This window comes from uncultured Lamprocystis sp. (assembly GCF_903933125.1).
In the GTDB taxonomy this organism is placed as follows: Bacteria; Pseudomonadota; Gammaproteobacteria; order Chromatiales; family Chromatiaceae; genus Thiodictyon.
In genome coordinates this window covers 1-17,255 of record NZ_CAIZIZ010000486.1, presented here as the reverse complement: position 1 = coordinate 17,255, position 17,255 = coordinate 1, and the positions used below count along the sequence as shown (strand labels likewise).

Sequence of the window (17,255 nt, the reverse complement as noted above, 5' to 3'; positions counted from 1 at the left end):
GGGTGGATAAGCGTAGCGCATCCACCATCGGCCTCGCCGCCGACATGTCGCCGGCTGGAGCCACCCAAATTTGGAACTGCTGAGCACCAGCGGCGGCGGGGAGCGCTATTCCGGCCACGTCGATCATCCGGAATTATCCACAGATGTCACAGATGTTCACAGATGAAGAAAAGCATCGGTGTGCCACCGATGTGCGGGGGCGACTGAAGTCGCCCCTACAGTCCGGCGCGCGTCACCGCCGGAGGGCGGTTCAGGGCACGACCGTGTAAGGCTTCACCTGTTGGTTGTTACCGTCGTAGGCCTCCGCGTTGACGCAGGTGGCGTCAATGAAGGCGCGCAGTGACTTGGCGGCGGCTGTCCCGGCGGGGAGGCCGTCGAGCGTCAGGATGGTGCTGGCCCCGGCGGCCAGGGTGCCGACGGCCGCCACGGCGTCGCCCGCGGCGCCGCAGGCGGGGACGCCCGGCTGATCGACCCAGAGGGCGAGTGTGCCGGCATCGCCGGGCGCGGTACCGCGGTTCTTCACCGTCACGGCGGCGCTGAAGATCCCGCCGGCAGTGGGGCGGTTGGGCGTCAGATCGATGGCGGTGACCCCGAAGTCCGCGATCGGCTGGGCGAAGACCCGGTAGCCCTTGACATCTTGGTTGTTGGTCTCATCGGGTTCCGCGCTCAGGCACTGGCTGTCGATGAAGGTCCGCAGGGTCTTGTAGCCGGCGGGGCCGGCCGGCAGGCTGATCTGCACCGTTTGTTTGGCGCCCGCCGCCAGGGTCGCCAGGTTGATGTCGGCGCCCCCTGGGGCCGCGCAGTCTTGAGTCGCGCGCTGGTTGGCCCAGACGCGCAGGATCCCTGGGTTGCCGGCCTGGGTGCCCCGATTCTTCACGGTGATCGAAGCGTTGAAGGTCCCGCCGGCGAGCGGGGCGCTCGGGTTCAGGGTGATGTTGGTGACGGTGAAGTCGGCGGTGGAAGTGGGCGGTTCCGCGAACCCGAAAACCGGCACCGGACGCCAACGATCCGTGGTGGTGCCGTCGCCGAGCTGGCCGTACAGGTTGTCTCCCCAGGCCCAGAGGCTGCCGTCTGTCTTAAGCGCCAGGGTGTGCTTACCGACCCAAGCGCCGGCATCCATGGCCGCGACCCCGGTCATAACCTGGACCGGGGTCCGGCGCCAGGTGTTGGTGCCGTCACCGACCTCGCCATCTTGATTCCAACCCCAGGCCCAGAGGTTGCCGTCGGCCTTGAGTGCCAGGGCGTAATAATTGCCGGCTGACACGGCCGCGACCCCGGTCATGACCTGGACTGGAGTATACAGACTGTAGTAGCTGCCGTCGCCGATGTTCCTTCCCCAGGTCCAAACGCTGCCGTCGGTCTTGAGGGCTACGTTGTGATGTCCGCCAGCTGCCACGGCCGCGACCCCGCTCAGGATTTGGATCGGTGTCCAACGATCGGCAGAGGTGCCGTCGCCGAGCTCACCATTCCCGTTGTATCCCCAGGCCCAAAGGGTGTTGTCGGTCTTGATCGCCAGGCTGTGAGAATCCCCGGCTGCCACGGCCGCGACCCCGTTCAGGACCTGGACCGGCGTCAATCGATCGGTGGTGGTGCCGTCGCCAAGCTGACCTTTCCAGTTTTCTCCCCAGGTCCAGGCGCTGCCGTCGGTCTTGAGGGCCAAGGTGTGGCCGTCCCCGGCGGACATGGCCGCGACCCCGGTCAGGACCTGGACTGGCGTCGACCGACCCCTGGTGGTGCCGTCGCCGAGCCGGCCTTCCGGGTTGTAACCCCAGGCCCAGAGACTGCCGTTGGTCTTAATGGCCAGGGAGTGGAAAAAGCCGGCTGACACGGCCGCGACCCCGGTCAGGATCTGGACCGGCGTCAACCGATCGGTCCAGGTGCCGTCGCCGAGCTGGCCCTGCCCGTTGTGTCCCCAGACCCAGAGGGTGCCGTCCGTCTTGATGGCCAGGCTGTGATAATTGCCGGCGGCCAGCCGCCGCATCTCCGGATTGCCTGCCGCGACAACGCTCGCCGCCCAGGGCGTCAGCCCAGCCGCGGCCTGGCCCAGGACCAGACTCAGGACCAGTATCAAACACAAGGCAAAAAGCGCTCCGCGTTGGCCGCGCGCCCCCGGATGGTGTTGGATCCGTTCGAAAATCATTCGCATTTCCTTTTTTTGGGGATGGTTGAGCATACGTGGGTGGACAAGTAGCATAGTCGGGTATTCGTGTTCAATCCGTGAAATTGCCCAGGCGCAGCGATTTAGCCTTGATGCGCTGCCGCCGGTCATGACCGGCGTCTCGGCACTGGAGTGGATGCGGTCATCGCGCAGAGCGCGCACCCCGCATAGGATCAAATACGTCGTTGTTCTTGGGGTCGAGCAGCGCGCACATCACCACGGGTCCGGCGGCAGTGGTCGAGCGTCGCGCATCGCACCGTCGCTGTCCGCAGGGCACCGACCGCGACCGCGGTCGATCTGGTACGGGGCTGGACGGCACGCCCGTGCTGTCCAACTCGGCTGGTCGGAACCAGGATCAAGCTCCCTGGTGTCGGTGCGACTTCAATCGCACCGACATTCAAGGTTGCGCGAGCGATTGCCGCCGGATGGTGGTTCAGGGCACGACGGTGTAGGGCTTCACCCGTTGGTTGTTGGCGTCGTAGGCCTCCGTGTTGACGCAGGTGTAATCGACGAAGGCGCGCAGTAACTTGGCGCCGGCGGCCCCGGCGGGGAGGCCGTCGAAGGTCAGGGTGCGGCTGGCCCCGTTGGCCAGGGTGCCGACGGCCACCGCGGCGTCGCCCGCAGTGCCGCAGGCGGGGACGCCCGGCTGATCGACCCAGAGGGCGAGCGTGCCGGCGTCGCCGGGCGCGGTGCCGCGGTTCTTCACCGTCACGGCGGCGCTGAAGGTCCCGCCGGCGGTGGGGCGGTTGGGTGTCAGGTCGATGGCGGTGACCCCGAAGCCCGGTAGGTTGGGGTGAGATAGGTTCTTTTCAGACTTCGCGGTCGGGAGAATTCGCCACCAGTGTCCGTGCCTCACCACATCCACGACGTCATTGCCGAATTGAGGGTCATGGTTTCTCCGCCCGGCCGCAACGCCGGCAGGGTGTCGTCACGGCGTCTTGGCTTCAGCGGGCCGCCGCCGCGGTCGTGCAGGTCGATCGGCCGGCCGCGGGGCCGGGGCGGGTGTCGGCGGCGTTGCGTCGGCCGCCGGGGCGCGCTTGACCGTCCGTGTCGGCCGCCGGGCCGCGCCGGGCGGTCCGTCGGAGATGGCGAGCAGGAGGCCCACCGCGGTGAAGGTGGTCAGCAGACTGGCGCCGCCGTGGCTGATGAAGGGCAGGGTGATGCCGGTCAGCGGGATGGCCTTGGTGACGCCGCCGAGATTGAGCAGGGTCTGCACGGCCAGCACCGTGGTCAGCCCGGCGGCGAGCAGCCGGCCGAAGTCGGTGCGCGCCTGGCCGGCGATCATGATGCCGCGCTGCACCAGGATCAGGAAGAACAGGGCGACCAGCACGCAGCCCAGGAAACCCAGTTCTTCACCGATCACCGCGTAGATGAAGTCCGAGCGGGCGATGGGCGTGTATTCGGGGCTGCCGTTGCCGAAGCCCTCGCCCCACAGACCGCCCGCGTACATGCCCGAGAGCCCCTGCAGGATCTGCCAGCCGTCGCCGGTCGGGTCCTGGAAGGGGTCCAGCCAGGCCTCGACACGGCGCTGACCATGGGCGAAAAAGGTGAGCAGCAGGGCGCCCGATCCGGCAGCGGCCAGCAGACCGTAGCCGAGATAGCCGACGCGCCCGGTTGCGCGCACCAGCACGACGAGCAGGGTGACGCTCAGGATCACGATCATGCCCAGATCCCGCTGCAACGCCAGGAGCCCGGTGAGCAGCCCCCAGAAGGCGAGCAGCGGCCAGAGTGCGCGCAGGGGCGGCAGCAGCGGGAACCGGGGATGCCAGCGGGCGAGGGCGCGCGCGTGTTGCTCCAGATAGGCGGCCAGACCCAGGATCACCGTGACTTTGAGGACTTCGGTTGGCGTGGTGAACCCCAGGGCGTAGACGGCGCCGCGGAACCGCGTGCCGGTCACGAGCAGCACCACCAGCAGGACCAGTGACACACCAGCCCATAACCACAGACCCTTGGCGAGCCACCGGTACCGTCCGTTGGCGCCCGCCACCGCGGTGAACAGCAGGGCGGCGAATCCGGCGGGGATCAGATAGAGTTCGGGATCGTCCGCACCCAGGGTGCCGGCGAAGGCGCCCATGCGGTACTGCGCGAGCAGACCAAAGCCGGCGAGACAGGCGACCACGGCAGTCAACACCTGATCGCCGCGGAACCGCAGCAGCACCAGGGCGAGGTGCAGTCCGACCAGCCCCACACCATAGAACAGGAGCGGCAGCACGGCCGACGCGGTCAACTGCCGGCCGGCCGCGTGCTCCGAACCCAACACCAGTACGAAGCCCAGGGCGATGCATCCCAGACAGGAGAGCAAGATCTCCCGCTCGCCCTGGCGCAGGTCCCAGGACGCGGCAAGCCCCGTGGGCCAGGCGGCAGCATTCATCGGGCGTTCTCCAGTTCCATCGCCTTCAGCAGCAGGTCGCGGGCGATGGGTGCCGCGGCGGTTGAGCCATAGCCGCCGTGCTCCACCAGCACCGCCACGGCCAGGGTGGGCGCCGCGGCCGGCGCGAAACCGATGAACCAGCTATGGGCCGCGCCGCGGGGGTTCTGGGCGGTGCCGGTTTTGCCGGCGATGGCCAGTTGCGGTCCATCGATGCCGCGACCGGTCCCGGTGGTGACCACCTTGCGCAGCATCTGGGCCAGTCGCGTCGCGGTCTGTTCCGCCATGTACTGGCCCAATGGCGCGGGTGGCTCCTGGGCCAGCAGGCGCGGACGCATCGCCAGACCCCGGTTGGCGACCGCCGCGGCGATGGTCGCGAGGTGGCCGGGTGTGGCGAGCACCCGGCCCTGACCGATGGCGGCCTGCGCCAGACCGTACAGATCGTTGCGGGCAAAGCGGGGCAGGCGGCCGGTACTCAGGTTCCCGTAGCGGTCGGTTCCAGGATACAGCCGCACCTGCCGGTCGAACTGAAAGCGTTCACCGGCGCCGGCGAAACTGTCATGCCCCAGGCGCACCCCGAGTTGGGCGAAAAAGACGTTGGATGACTCCACCAGCGCCGTCGTCAGGTTCAGATTGCCGTGCCCGGCCCAGGTCCGTCCGGCCTTGGCCTCGGTGTAATAGTCATGGTCGCGGATTGGCGGGTACCGGCTCGAGGTGGTGTAACCGCTGGCTGGGCAATTCAACGTGCCGCTGAAGCCGGACTCGATGGCCGCGGCGGCCAGCACGACCTTGAACACCGAGCCCGGCGGATAGAGCCCCTGGGTTGCGCGGTTCAATAAGGGGGTTCCGGCCGCCGGCCCGGAGAACAAGGCGGGCGACAGACGGTTGGGATCGAAGGCCGGGTTGTTCGCCAATACCAGGAGCGCGCCATCCGCCGGGCGCATCAGCACAACCGCGCCGTTCCGGTTGCCCAGGCGTTGCAGCGCCAGGAGTTGCAGTTCGGCATCCAGGGTGAGTTGCAGGTCCTGACCGCGCGGACGTTTGTCCTTGGTCAGCAACTGGCGGCCCAGCTCGCCCCAGGAGGCCAGGACCTCCGGGGTGGCCCCATTGAGTTGCGCATTGGCCGCGGCCTCGGCGCCGATTGCCCCGAACCGGGGGTCGCTGTAGCCGACCGTGTGGGCGAAGGCCGGGCCATAGGGGTAGACCCGGTAGACTCGGCCGTCGCGTTCCTGGCTTTCGGCCAGCACCTGACCGCGGCGGTCGAGGATGCGTCCGCGCTGAATCCGGTGGGCTGGGTTGAACTCCCGGCGGTCATGGGACTGCATGAAACCGACGAACTCGGGTCGAAAGAGCCCGGTGAGATGCCAGCTCGCCTGATAGATCAGCACACCCAGGAAAGCCGCGGCCACGAGCGCCATCGGCAGCGTGCCGAACAGTTGCAGCGTCTGGCCCGGTCGCGCCTTGGCACCCGCGAGCCGCGTCCAGATGCGCCACAGGATGATCACGGCAGCGGCGAAGAACGCCAGGTGCAGGATGATCCGCAGCGCCGGCCAGGCGGCGGAATCGACGAGTGCGCCGAACAGTTGCAGAGGGGTCGAGACAGTCACCCTGGAAGGTTCCGATCCTACACGTGGAAGGTGGCAAGGCCGGGCATTATCACCCAGGTGTGACTTCGGTGTCGGCTTGCCGCGGCGCTCGACCGGTCACAGCAATTTGCCTAAAATTCCTGGGTAATAGCCCCGTGCCAACTCTAAGGAGCCGCGCGAATGCCGATTCTCCGCCTCGCTGCCCCCCCCAGCGACCTTGCACGGTCGCCGCTTGCCGGGGCTCCCTCGATACGATCCCCTGTCCCATAAGACCGCACTTCGGTCGTCGTGCCGGGAGCGGATTCGTCCAACGCGACATTCACTCGTCGTGCGCGCGGTGCGCCGCACCGCGACCGCGAGCCTAGGTCGCGCGCACGCCGGATCAATTGCTTGTTGAGGTAACAGGGAGTCCCCGCGATCGCCGCAATCCCGTTCCGGGCCGATTCCCCGCCTCGCGGTTCGCCAACGTTCGCCAAGAGTCGCATCAATCTGCACGAAGGAGTCTGTATGTTTGTTAGAGCTATTCGGCGTCTTTTTCTACCGCAGTACCGCACTGCGGGAGTCATCCATGTCTGTTCGGTGCTGATCCTGACCCTGGCGCTCGGTCAGGGGACGCCGCCGAGCGCGCTTGCGGCGAGCGGTATCGCCTCGGTCGCGGCGACCGAGCCGGGCCTGTTGGGGTCAACCGCCAAGGCGCTGCGCGAGCGGACGGAACGCGAGGGACAGGTGCGGGTCCGGGTGACCCTGCGCCAGTCCAAGAGCCTCGCCCAGGCCAGCGTTTTGGAAAACGACTTGCAGCGCACGGCGCAGGACCTGCTCTTCGCACTGCCGAGCGGAACCTACGCGGCGGTGCAGCCCGAGGCGAACTCGTCCGCGCTGACGCTGCGGGTCGATGCGGCCGGACTGGACGAACTGCTGGCCTCCCCGCTGGTGGCGTCGGTCGCTGCTGCCACCGATACCGACATGCAGCGGATTGCTGCGGGCGAAGCCCACAATCTGGCCACCTGGAACGACAGTCTTTACGTGTGGGGATATAACGGCGCGGGTCAGCTCGGGGACGAAACGTACACTAACAGCTACGTGCCACTTTTTCGCATGTTGGATGTCAGGGCCGTGGCCGCAGGCGGGTCACACTCACTGGCGCTCCGGACCGACGACTCACTCTGGGCTTGGGGAGCAAACGGTGCAGGTCAGCTTGGCGACGGCACGACCGTGTGGCGCCCGGCCCCGTTTCAAGCTCTGACCGGGATCGCGGCCGTCGCGGCCGGCGGTTATCACACCCTGGCCATCAAGACCGACGGTAGCCTCTGGGCTTGGGGAGGTAACACTTACGGCCAGCTCGGCGACGGCACGACCACGCAACGCCTGAGCCCGGTTCGTGTTCTGGCTGGCGTCGGGGCCGTCGCTACGCGCAGTTCTCCCATGATGGCCAGTTCTCACACGCTGGCCATCAAGACCGACGGCAACCTCTGGGCTTGGGGAGATAACACTTACGGCCAGCTCGGCGACGGCACGACCACGCAACGCCTGAGCCCGGTTCGGGTTCTGACCGGCGTTACGGCCGTCGCGGCCGGCGGCTTACATACCCCGACTTCGCGATCACCAGGCTCGTCCTGACGCCGGCCGTTGCGATTGCCAACGGCATCTTCAGTGCCGCGGTGACGGTCACAAACCAGGGGACGGCGGCCGGGACACCCGGGGCGCTCCAGATCTGGACCAACCAGCCCGGCGTGCAGGGCTGCGCCACGGTTGGGGAACAGTCGGCAACCCTCACGAGCCTCGCCGCGGGTGCCAGCACCACCGTTATCTTCAATGGACTGTCCGCGGGGGCAAGAACCTATCGGACCCCCAACAGCCTGCGGGCGTTCGTCGACAGTGCCTGCCGTACCGGCGAGCCCAACGAGGCCGACAACCAGCTCGCGCAGACCTATACGGTCGCGCCAGCGGCCCCCGACTTCGCGGTGACCGGCGTGGTCATAACGCCCACTGCCGTGATCGCCAACAGCACCTTCGACGTGGCGGTGACGGTGAAGAACCGGGGCACGGTGGACGGTACGCCTGGAGCGCTCCAGGTCTGGTCCAACCGGACCGATGCGTCCGCGTGTGGCGCCACCGGTGACCGATCGGCAATCCTGCCCAGCCTCGCGGCGGGTGCCAGCACGACCCTGACCCTGACCGGTTTGCCCGCGGGGGCGGCCGGTGCCAAGACCCTGCGCGCCTTCGTCGATAGCGCTTGCCTAACCATCGAGCCGAACGAGCCAGATAACCAATACACCAAGACTCACACCGTGGTGCCAGCAGGCGCCGACTTCGCCGTGACCGGCGTCGTCGTGACACCGAGCGGCCCGCGCGCCAACGGTACCTTCAGCGCCGCAGTCACCGTGAAGAACCGGGGCTCACTGGCCGGGGTGCCCGGGACATTGAGAGTCTGGTCCAACCAAGCCAGCGGGCAGGGCTGCGGTGCCATAGGAAACGCCGCGGCAACCCTCACGAGCCTCGCGGGGGGCAGCAGCCGCACCATCACGGTGAGCGGTCTGCCCGCCGGGACGGCCGGAGTCAAAACCCTGCGGGCCTTCGTCGACAGCGATTGTCGAACCGCCGAGCCCAACGAGCCCGACAACCAATACGTCCAGACCTACACCGTCTTCGGGCGGCCGATGGCCGACTTCGCGGTGACCAGCATCGCCCTAACCCCAAGCGGCCCCGTCGCCAACGGCACCTTCAGCGCCGCGGTGACCGTCAAGAACCAGGGCTCGGGGAGCGGCGACGGGGGCTACCTGGACCTGTGGGCCAATCAACCGAACGGACAAGTCTGCGGAGTGGACGGCGATGCCTTTGTCAGCGTCGGAACCCTAGCGGCCGGCGCCAGCAAGACCCTGACCCTGTCCGGCCTTCCTGCGAGTGTGGCGGGCGCCAAGACCTTGCGCGCGTTCGTGGATAGCGCCTGCCTGACCGCCGAGCCCAACGAGGCCGACAACCAATACATCCAGACGTTTGCCGTTGTTGGGCGGCCGATCCCCGATTTCGTGGTGACCGCGATCGTCCTGACCCCGAGCGGCCCGCGGGCCAATAGCACCTTTAGCGCGGCGGTGACGGTGAAGAACCAGGGCTCGGGAAGCGCCGACGGGGGTTACTTGGACCTGTGGGTCAATCAACCGGCCGCTCAGCCATGCCAAGCGAACGGCAACGCCTTTGCCAGTGTCGGCACCCTGGCGGCCGGTGCCAGCAAGACCCTGACCGTTAGCGGACTCCTCGCCGGTGCGGCGGGCGTCAAGACGCTACGCGCCTACGTCGACAGCTATTGTCAAACGAGCGAGGTCTCCGACGGGAACAACCAGACGACAAGAAGCTACACCGTCGTTCGGTAGCCGGGCGGCCCGATCCGGCACCAACCGCCACCGACCGGTGGCGGTCGGTGCCGCGGTTGTTGTCTCTTCGGGCGCTGAAGCGGCGGGTCGCCGGGGACTCCCCGGCGAGGGGACATGAGTCAGCGCGGCTTGAGGCGGCGGGGTCAAAGAGGCACAGGGTCAGGTCTAGCGAAGGTTCCGTGGCACGGTTGGTGACCAAGGTGGACCCGACGTGCCCGATCGATCGCCGAACCCGGCGCGGGAACCTCTCCGTTCGATGGGCGTACAATCCGTGCCGCCGCTTGGAACAGTTTCGACCCGATAGCATGGTAATGATCGTAGCCGCCGCCTCTGAACCCCAATCCAAACCCGCGCGCGCCGTCACCCGCCTGCCTTGGCGATTGGTCCTGCCGCTGCTCGGGGTCACCCTGCTGCTTGGCGCGGCCGGCGGGGTGGTCTATCAATCCTACCGCAACAGCATTCGGGACGAGAAACAGCGCACGCTCGCCCTGATCGCCGAGCAGCAGCGGCCACACATCGAAGGTTGGATCGCCGAGACGCCCCGGATAATCGCTAAGCTCGACGTGGACGAGGCCCCCGCCGGCATCCGCGCGATGGCCTGGACGACCGCGCTGGGGGTGAGTCTCGGTCTCCTGCTGATCTGTTCTTTCGGCTACCTGCTCTGGCGACGGGACCGGCGGCGTCGGGAGTTGGAAGCCATCGAGCGCGCACGCGAGCGGCGCTTTCGGGAACTGTTCGAGTATCTGCCGATCGCCTACCAGTCCCTCGACAGCGAGGGCCGCTGGCTCGATGCCAACCAGGCGATGGCCGATCTGCTCGGTTTCGACCGGCCGGAGGAGTTGCTTGGCCTGCGCTTCGGCGATTTCTGGGAAGACTCACTGCGCGAGCGCTTTGCGAGCGTCTTCGCGCAGTTTAAGGCGAACCGGGGCGCTCAGGGCGAGCGGCGGCTGCGCCGCCGCGATGGCTCGCCGGTCACCGTGATGCTCGCGGGCCGGAGTCAACTCGACGCCCAGGGCCGGTTTTTATGCACCCATTGTGTGTTGAGCGATATCACCGAGCGGCAGGCCAGGGAGGAGGAGGAGGTGCGTGCCCTCAACGCCCAACTGGAGCGCAAAGTCGACGAACGCACGGGAGATGTCCGCGCCGCCGATGCGGCGCTCCGGGATCGCGAGGAACAATACCGCTCGCTGGTCGAGACGACCAGCGACTGCATCTGGGAGTTCGATGCGCAGGCGCGCTTCACCTACCTCAGTCCCCGGTTCCGTGAATGGACGGGCGATCCGCCGCAAGCGTACCTCGGAAAGACTCCCTTGGACCTGCTCCCCGACGACTGTGCCGCGCCGGAGCGCGAGCGGTTGGCCGCCGCGCTGACCGCACGACAGCCGGTTGCCGCGTTGGAGATGCCGCTTCGGCGCCGGGATGACGCGCCGCTCGCCATCGAGGTCAGCGGGGTTCCCCTGTTCGGCCCCGCGGGCGACTACCTGGGGATGCGGGGGATGGCGCGCGACATCGCGGAGCGCAAGGAAGCGGAGGTCCAGTTGACCCAATACCGCGAGCACCTGGAGGCGCTGGTGGCAGCGCGCACCCGTGAGCTGATCGATGCACGCGATGCGGCGGAGGCGGCCAACCGGGCCAAGAGCGTCTTTCTGGCGAACATGAGCCATGAGATTCGCACGCCGATGAACGCCATCCTCGGGCTCACCTATCTGCTGCAGCGCGAGACCGCGGCGCCCTCGCAGCGCGAGCGGTTGGCCAAAGTCGCCGGCGCCGCCCGGCACTTGCTGGGCATCCTCAACGACATTTTGGATTTGTCCAAGATCGAGGCCAACCGCCTCGGTTTGGCGCGCATCGAATTCTCCCTGGGGCAGGTCCTCGACCGGACGGCGGCCATGCTGCGGGAACAGGCCGTGCAGAAGGGCCTTTACTTGACGGTCGAGATCGCCCCCGGCGTCCCCGCGTTGCTGCATGGCGATGCGCTGCGCCTGGGTCAGATGGTGACGAACTATCTCAGCAATGCCATCAAGTTCTCCCACCATGGGGCGATCCGGGTGCGCGCCGCTGTCGCCGACGACGCTCCCGCGGACGTCCTGCTGCGCATTGAGGTGCGCGACCAGGGGATCGGGCTGAGCGAGGAGGACCAGGCCCGACTCTTTCAACCCTTTGTCCAGGCCAACGCGTCCAGCACGCGGCAGTACGGCGGCACCGGACTCGGGCTGATCATCGTGAAACGCCTGGCCGCCCTGATGGGGGGCGACGTTGGGGTCACCAGCATTGCGGGCCACGGTAGTACCTTCTGGTTCACCGCGCGGCTGGAGCGCGCGGCCGACAACGCCGGGTCGGCCCCGCCCGCGGCCGCAACCCCGGTGTGGGGGACCGCCGAGCAGACGCTGGCCCGATGCTATCGGGGCGCGCGCATCCTGCTCGTCGAGGACGAGCCGATCAACCGGGCCGTCGCCCTGGATCTGCTGGACGACGTGGGACTGAGCGTCACCCTGGCGGAAAACGGCAGGCAAGCGCTGGAGCGGGTCGCCGCCGCGTCTTACGACCTGGTGCTGATGGACGTGCAGATGCCGGTCATGGACGGACTCGACGCCACCCGCGCCATCCGCGCGCTGCCCGGCATGACCTCGCTCCCCATCCTCGCCATGACCGCCGACGCCTTCAGCGAAGACCGCGCGCGTTGCCTGAAAGCCGGGATGAACGACCACATCGCCAAACCCGTGGTGCCCGAGGTGCTGTACGCGACCTTGCTGCGGTGGCTGTCCCAGTCGCCGCCCGTCGAGACGTTGCCACCCGCGCCATCCGCGGCTCGGCGATCGGGTTAGGCGCGATTCCTGCTACTTTAGTAATATAAAACAGACGCTTAACGCGCTCCGGCCGTGATCGCCGTGGCGGTCGTAAGACGATCGTCCAGGTTTACCTTGTAAGTCGCGCAGCGACCCTGTGGGAGCGGCGTCCCGCCGCGAGCGGCCGGGCAGAAAGCCGCAACGTTAAAGGTTACCGCGGTACCGCATCGCGGCGGGACGCCGCTCCCACCGGGGACAGTCATCTCCTCGACCGGCACCCGCCGCGACCATATGTCGTACACTGACGCCATGGCTGCCGCCCACGAAACCCGGATCGCGCGTCTCAACCGCCTGGAGGCCCTGCTGGCCCCCGGACGGGCGCCCGCCGCGTGTCCGGACGGCGCGCGGCTGCTCGCGATGCTCGGTGCGGACTATGCCGGCACCACGCCGCAGGCCCGTCGGCGCGCATTGCAACGCGATCTGGAAGAGTTGGTGAAGGCGCAGCGCATCGAGGCGGTCAACCCCGGCGGCAAGCCGCTGCGCTACCGGCGGGTCACGGACCTGCCGGACGACGATCAGGCGATCTGGGAGTACAACCTTGAGGTGATGCGCGCGCTGGTGGCCGAGGCCCTGCCGCAGCGCCAACTCGATCGGCTGTGGCAGCGGCTGCTGACCAACGCCGAGGGTCCCAGGCTCGATGAGGACCGCTTGCGGATCGTTCCCGACACGCTGCGCCTGCAAGCGGCGGCGCTCGCTCCGGGGGTGCTGGAGGCGGTGATCGAGGCCCTGGCGCAGCCCTGTGCCCTGCGGGTGCTGTATCAGAACGCCGAGGATGTGCGCGGCCCTGCCTGCCTGCATCCTCAGGCACTGGTGCAGCGCGGGCCGATTCCCTATCTGTTCGCCCTCAAGAACGACGAGGCGGAGCCGGTTCGGCTCTATGCCCTGCACCGGATGATCCGCGCCAAGGCGCTAGCCGCGACGCCGGCGCGGGCCGCGGCGGGATTCAAGCTGGACGAGGCCATCGCGAACGGCCAGGTGGACTTCGGCCGGGGGGAGCGGATCGCCCTGGAATTGCGGGTGCGCGGCTATCTGGTGACGGTGGTGACCACCTGTCCGCTGGCGGCGGGTCAACGCTGGGAGGACGAGCCGCTCGACGCCGATTTCGAGATCCGGGTCTGGGCGCAGGTCCCGCAGACGGGTCAGTTGCTGCGCTGGCTGTTGGGCGCCGGGGATAATGTCGAGGTGATCGCCCCTCCGGACTTGCGCCGGGTGGTAGCGGCGCAGGCGGCGAAGATGGCGGCGCTCTATGCCGATCCGAACGCCTGCTGACCCGATCGGACAAACATTGACGCATCTCTCTGGTTAAATCTCGCCGTGATCGCACCCGACAACGGTGCGCAACCACGAAAGTGGCGACTACCAGAAAGGAGATAGCGCGATGAAGCACCGGGTTATTCTGCAAGGCGTGGGGGCGGGCGGTTCACCCTGTTTGGGTAACGCCTGGAATCTCAGCGACGGCAAGTCCCAGACCGTGACGGTCCGGCCCTTGGTGCCGGTGTTCGACCGCCTCCCGCACACCCTCGCGGCCAGCGCGGGACTGTCCCTGGCCACGGCCACGCCCGACGACCTGGCCCGAGCCGCGTCCGCGACCTTCAATCCCGCGGCAATTGGTCGGGGGGTCTGGCCGCTGGTGATCGGACTGGGACCGACAGCGGAGCGCATTGTCGACCAGATTCCCGCTCAGTTCCCTGAGTTGTTTCCTGAGTTGTTCGGGCTCTGTCATCTTGAAGCCAGGGCAGGTGAGGATCTTGGTCTGTATCGCACCGGCCAGGCGAGTGACGCCGCCACCGCAATCGGGCTTGATTTGCGCCTGACACGTTGCGCCGGCGCATTGCTGATCCTCGACGCGACCGATTCAATCGCACGCGCCGAGGCGACGCACTGGGGTGCTTTTCTGGCATCGACCGGGGTCTATCTGCATGCGCTTGTGTTACTGAATCCCTCAAGCATCCGTCACGACGACCCTTGGCGTGCTGAATTGCAGACCCCGGTCATCGAAGTCCACCAGGGCGCGAACACCCTGGATCAGACCGGAATCGTCCATGCCCTGCTGCCCGGTCTACTGATGCTCCAGTCGAATACCAGGTACGACTTCGCGGATACACAGGCAACTCTGACCACCACACGCTATGCCCGCACCACGGCCGTTCGCTGGACGCCGCCCGACGATCTCGGTCCGGTGATCGCCAACGTCTACGCCGCCGTGTCACCGCATGGCTCCCGTTATGCGCTCATCTGGGTCAATGCGTCATCCCGGTTTCCCTTCGCTTCGTGGGCCGAGCGGGACACCCTGTCGCTCCAGTTCGGCGACGCTATGCCGGACAATGCCTTGTATTTGTTTGAACCTTGGTGGTGCCCGAATATGAGCGACGCGGAGCGTATTTTCAGTGTGACACTGATGTATGATTGACGTTCGGCTGTAATCGTAGCATCGTAGGGTGGACAAGCGCAGCGCAGTCCACCAGCGTCGGCGCGGGATTCGGTGGAATACGTTAGCGCTTATCGGCATCGGTCATCCTTCCGGCCACTTCGAAGCGCCAAGATGGCGCTTCTACAAGCACCGGCCGCTTCGCGGTGGCCGGAACGATGATCAAGGCCCGCTTATCCATCCTACGGCCGGAATGATGATCAAAGCCCTCTTTGGCAAATGAGAACTGAGGTATTAATGCGAGCCTGTGCTCTTTCCCCAAAGCTAGATAAGTACTTCAAGTGAAATATTTGTAGGCGCCAATAATTGCAAGTCATTGATTTAAAAGAAATATAAATAATTAAGCGCTCATAGCGAATATATTGATGTACTTAACTGTTGTTTGATTCTTATTTATTATTATCTATAATTGCTCGCGTGAGCAAAACTTACCGCATCAACGAGTTCGCGAAACGGATCGGGAAAGCGCCCTCGACGATCCGGCGTTGGGAGCGCGAGGGTAAGCTCGTGGCCAAGCGTCATCCGTCCGGGCATCGCTATTTCGACGAAGCGGACGTGCGCTTGCTGACGGGCGGCGTGCCGGAGCGGCGCGCGGTGGTGGTGTACTGCCGCGTGTCGAGCGCCGGTCAGAAGGACGATTTGGCCTCTCAGGTGAAGGCGATGGAGACCTACTGCCTGGGCGCTGGGATCGCCGTGGATGAATGGATGACCGAGATTGGCGGCGGGATGAACTTCAAGCGCAAACGCTTTCTCGCCCTGGTGGAGCAAATCGGGCGCGGCGAGGTCCGGCAAGTGCTTGTCGCCCATAAAGATCGGCTGATGCGCTTCGGGTTCGACCTGTTCGAGCACATCGCCAGGCATAACGGTTGCGAGGTGGTGGTAGTGAATCAGGAATCGCTCTCGCCGCAACAGGAGATGGTCGAGGATTTGCTGGCCATCGTGCACACCTTCTCCTGCCGGCTGTATGGACTGCGCAAATACAAGCACGAAATCAAGGCCGATTTCCCCGACTGTGCCGCAACACAACCCAAGGCGCTTTGCGAATGAAGGTCACGCGCACCCTGCAAGCCGATGTCCCGCCGGAACTCACGCCGATCTGTCAGGCGATGGGCTACCTGCGCGCCGATATTTGGCGACGATACGGGGCGCTGGGCAACGTCGGCAAGTCCGCTAGCGACATCCGTAAGGCCATCAGCGCCCAAGACCTCTATTCGGGCCTGTGGGTGGACGGCACCGTCCGTAACGAAACCACCAAGGATGTAGTCAACGATATTTTGACATACAAGGCGGCGGCGAAGCTCAAAGTTCGACAGGCTATCGCGGCCAGGACCGCGGACCCAGCCGAGCGGAAACGGCTCTACACCCTACTCACGGCCGATCAGTGGATGGAAGACCCTTTCCTCCATCGCCAGATGCGCAAGCACTTCCGGCACGGCGTCAGTCACACGACGAACCAGTTCATCGTCCGTTCCGATAAACATTCGTCTGAAGTTGTTGACGGTCAACTGGTTATCACGATCCGCGTGGCCAAGAAGTACGGTGATGACATCCAGTTGGTCACGACGTCCAATGGCAAGAGCGTCGACCTGACCGGCAGTAACCTCCGTGTGTGCGTGAAGGACGGCTTCACGGAAATCCACTACGCGACCGACAAGGATGAGGGACGCCCGCACGGGGACCAGGCACTTGGGATCGACAAGGGCTATACCGAAGCGTTCACGGACTCCGACGGCGCCGCGCATGGGCAGGCCTTCGGTGCCGTACTGACGGCATATAGCGACACGGGTGCCAAGACCGGTCAGCAGCGCAACCAGCTTCATGCGCTGGAAAAGAAGCACCGTAAGCGCGGCCACCAGGCCAAGGCCGACCGGATTCTCACTAATAACCTGGGTCGCAAGAAGCTCGAAGCAAGAAGGGTGCGCACCAAGAAGCGCTTGCGCACGATCGCCTATCAATCGGCGCACTCCATCGTGGATAAGGCGGCCCTGGTGGTCTCCGAAGATTTGACCTCGCCCATTGCCAAGAAGCAGCAATGGAAGCGATACAACAGACGCATGAGTTCATGGGCAAAAGGCGTGCTCGCCGAGGCCCTGGACTCGGTGTGTAAGCAGCGCGATGCCGAGCATGTGCTCGTCAATGGTTCCTTCACGTCGCAAATGGACTCGACTACTGGCTTGCTGGAAGGCAAGCGCAGTGGCGACAAGTTTTACCGGGTCACCGGGGACGTTCTGCAGGCAGACCATAACGCGGCTCTGAACGTGCTGGCAAGGCTCGCGGACCCGGAGATCAAGCGGTACATGCCGCACCGGGAAGTCCGACGGGTGCTGCTGTCACGTTCTCCGGCGCAACTGAGCGTCAAGAGGCTTGAGTTGCAGGCCGCAACGCCTATCAACCAAGTGCGGATAAATCCTAACTTCATCACTGAGCAACTTTGCTCAGAATTTTAGGAACAGTCTGCCGCCATGATCGATACCGAACGACGGCGTAGCCGCAACCGGCCC

General features: G+C 66.1%; 11 protein-coding genes. 7 read left to right on the top strand and 4 right to left on the bottom strand.

Going from position 1 to position 17,255, the window contains the following annotated elements; translation table 11 throughout:
• Window positions 1-250 precede the first annotated feature (250 nt).
• The 4 genes from QZY03_RS26855 to QZY03_RS26840 all read right to left on the bottom strand — a co-directional run bounded on the left by QZY03_RS26855 (window position 251) and on the right by QZY03_RS26840 (window position 6,133).
• The gene (locus QZY03_RS26855) at window positions 251-2,140 is read right to left on the bottom strand and encodes a CARDB domain-containing protein (RefSeq protein ID WP_295586532.1); all 1,890 of its coding nucleotides are present in this window, start codon (window positions 2,138-2,140) and stop codon (window positions 251-253) included.
• A 451-nt stretch (window positions 2,141-2,591) separates the two neighbouring features.
• Window positions 2,592-3,014 carry a CARDB domain-containing protein gene (locus tag QZY03_RS26850; RefSeq protein ID WP_295586530.1) on the bottom strand — a complete coding sequence of 141 codons (423 nt, stop codon included), beginning with the start codon at window positions 3,012-3,014 and terminating at the stop codon, window positions 2,592-2,594.
• Window positions 3,015-3,086: 72 nt separating this feature from the next.
• Complete coding sequence (locus QZY03_RS26845; RefSeq protein ID WP_295586527.1) at window positions 3,087-4,529, bottom strand: FtsW/RodA/SpoVE family cell cycle protein; 1,443 nt, start codon at window positions 4,527-4,529, stop codon at window positions 3,087-3,089.
• Complete coding sequence (locus QZY03_RS26840; protein WP_295586525.1) at window positions 4,526-6,133, bottom strand: penicillin-binding protein 2; 1,608 nt, start codon at window positions 6,131-6,133, stop codon at window positions 4,526-4,528. The genes QZY03_RS26845 and QZY03_RS26840 overlap by 4 nt, the downstream gene beginning before the upstream one ends.
• Window positions 6,134-6,619: 486 nt before the next feature.
• On the opposite strand from QZY03_RS26840, the gene QZY03_RS26835 reads away from it, so the two are divergent.
• The 7 genes from QZY03_RS26835 to QZY03_RS26805 all read left to right on the top strand — a co-directional run bounded on the left by QZY03_RS26835 (window position 6,620) and on the right by QZY03_RS26805 (window position 17,201).
• On the top strand, window positions 6,620-7,729 hold the full coding sequence (locus QZY03_RS26835) for a hypothetical protein (RefSeq protein WP_295586522.1): 1,110 nt from the start codon (window positions 6,620-6,622) through the stop codon (window positions 7,727-7,729).
• Entirely contained in the window at window positions 7,711-9,480 is a 1,770-nt protein-coding gene (locus tag QZY03_RS26830) for a CARDB domain-containing protein (protein ID WP_363169915.1), read from the top strand. Before QZY03_RS26835 ends, QZY03_RS26830 begins: the two co-directional genes overlap by 19 nt.
• Before the next feature lie 311 nt (window positions 9,481-9,791).
• Entirely contained in the window at window positions 9,792-12,305 is a 2,514-nt protein-coding gene (locus QZY03_RS26825) for a PAS domain-containing hybrid sensor histidine kinase/response regulator (RefSeq protein ID WP_295586520.1), read from the top strand.
• A 252-nt stretch (window positions 12,306-12,557) separates the two neighbouring features.
• Complete coding sequence (locus QZY03_RS26820) at window positions 12,558-13,595, top strand: WYL domain-containing protein (RefSeq protein WP_363182384.1); 1,038 nt, start codon at window positions 12,558-12,560, stop codon at window positions 13,593-13,595.
• Between the two features lie 109 nt (window positions 13,596-13,704).
• A complete protein-coding gene (locus QZY03_RS26815; RefSeq protein ID WP_295586517.1) occupies window positions 13,705-14,736 on the top strand; it encodes a hypothetical protein in 1,032 nt (343 codons plus the stop codon).
• A 435-nt stretch (window positions 14,737-15,171) separates the two neighbouring features.
• Window positions 15,172-15,801 carry an IS607 family transposase gene (locus tag QZY03_RS26810; protein ID WP_100922866.1) on the top strand — a complete coding sequence of 210 codons (630 nt, stop codon included), beginning with the start codon at window positions 15,172-15,174 and terminating at the stop codon, window positions 15,799-15,801.
• Entirely contained in the window at window positions 15,798-17,201 is a 1,404-nt protein-coding gene (locus QZY03_RS26805; RefSeq protein ID WP_295586515.1) for a transposase, read from the top strand. Before QZY03_RS26810 ends, QZY03_RS26805 begins: the two co-directional genes overlap by 4 nt.
• The last annotated feature ends 54 nt before the right edge of the window (window positions 17,202-17,255 follow it).

Bases quoted from the DNA above. Each gene is read 5' to 3' on its own strand.
- QZY03_RS26845 (WP_295586527.1), bottom strand. From the start codon at position 4,529: ATGAATGCTGCCGCCTGGCCCACGGGGCTTGCCGCGTCCTGGGACCTG.
- QZY03_RS26855 (WP_295586532.1), bottom strand. From the start codon at position 2,140: ATGATTTTCGAACGGATCCAACACCATCCGGGGGCGCGCGGCCAACGC.
- QZY03_RS26820 (WP_363182384.1), top strand. From the start codon at position 12,558: ATGTCGTACACTGACGCCATGGCTGCCGCCCACGAAACCCGGATCGCG.
- QZY03_RS26815 (WP_295586517.1), top strand. From the start codon at position 13,705: ATGAAGCACCGGGTTATTCTGCAAGGCGTGGGGGCGGGCGGTTCACCC.
- QZY03_RS26825 (WP_295586520.1), top strand. From the start codon at position 9,792: ATGATCGTAGCCGCCGCCTCTGAACCCCAATCCAAACCCGCGCGCGCC.
- QZY03_RS26835 (WP_295586522.1), top strand. From the start codon at position 6,620: ATGTTTGTTAGAGCTATTCGGCGTCTTTTTCTACCGCAGTACCGCACT.
- QZY03_RS26805 (WP_295586515.1), top strand. From the start codon at position 15,798: ATGAAGGTCACGCGCACCCTGCAAGCCGATGTCCCGCCGGAACTCACG.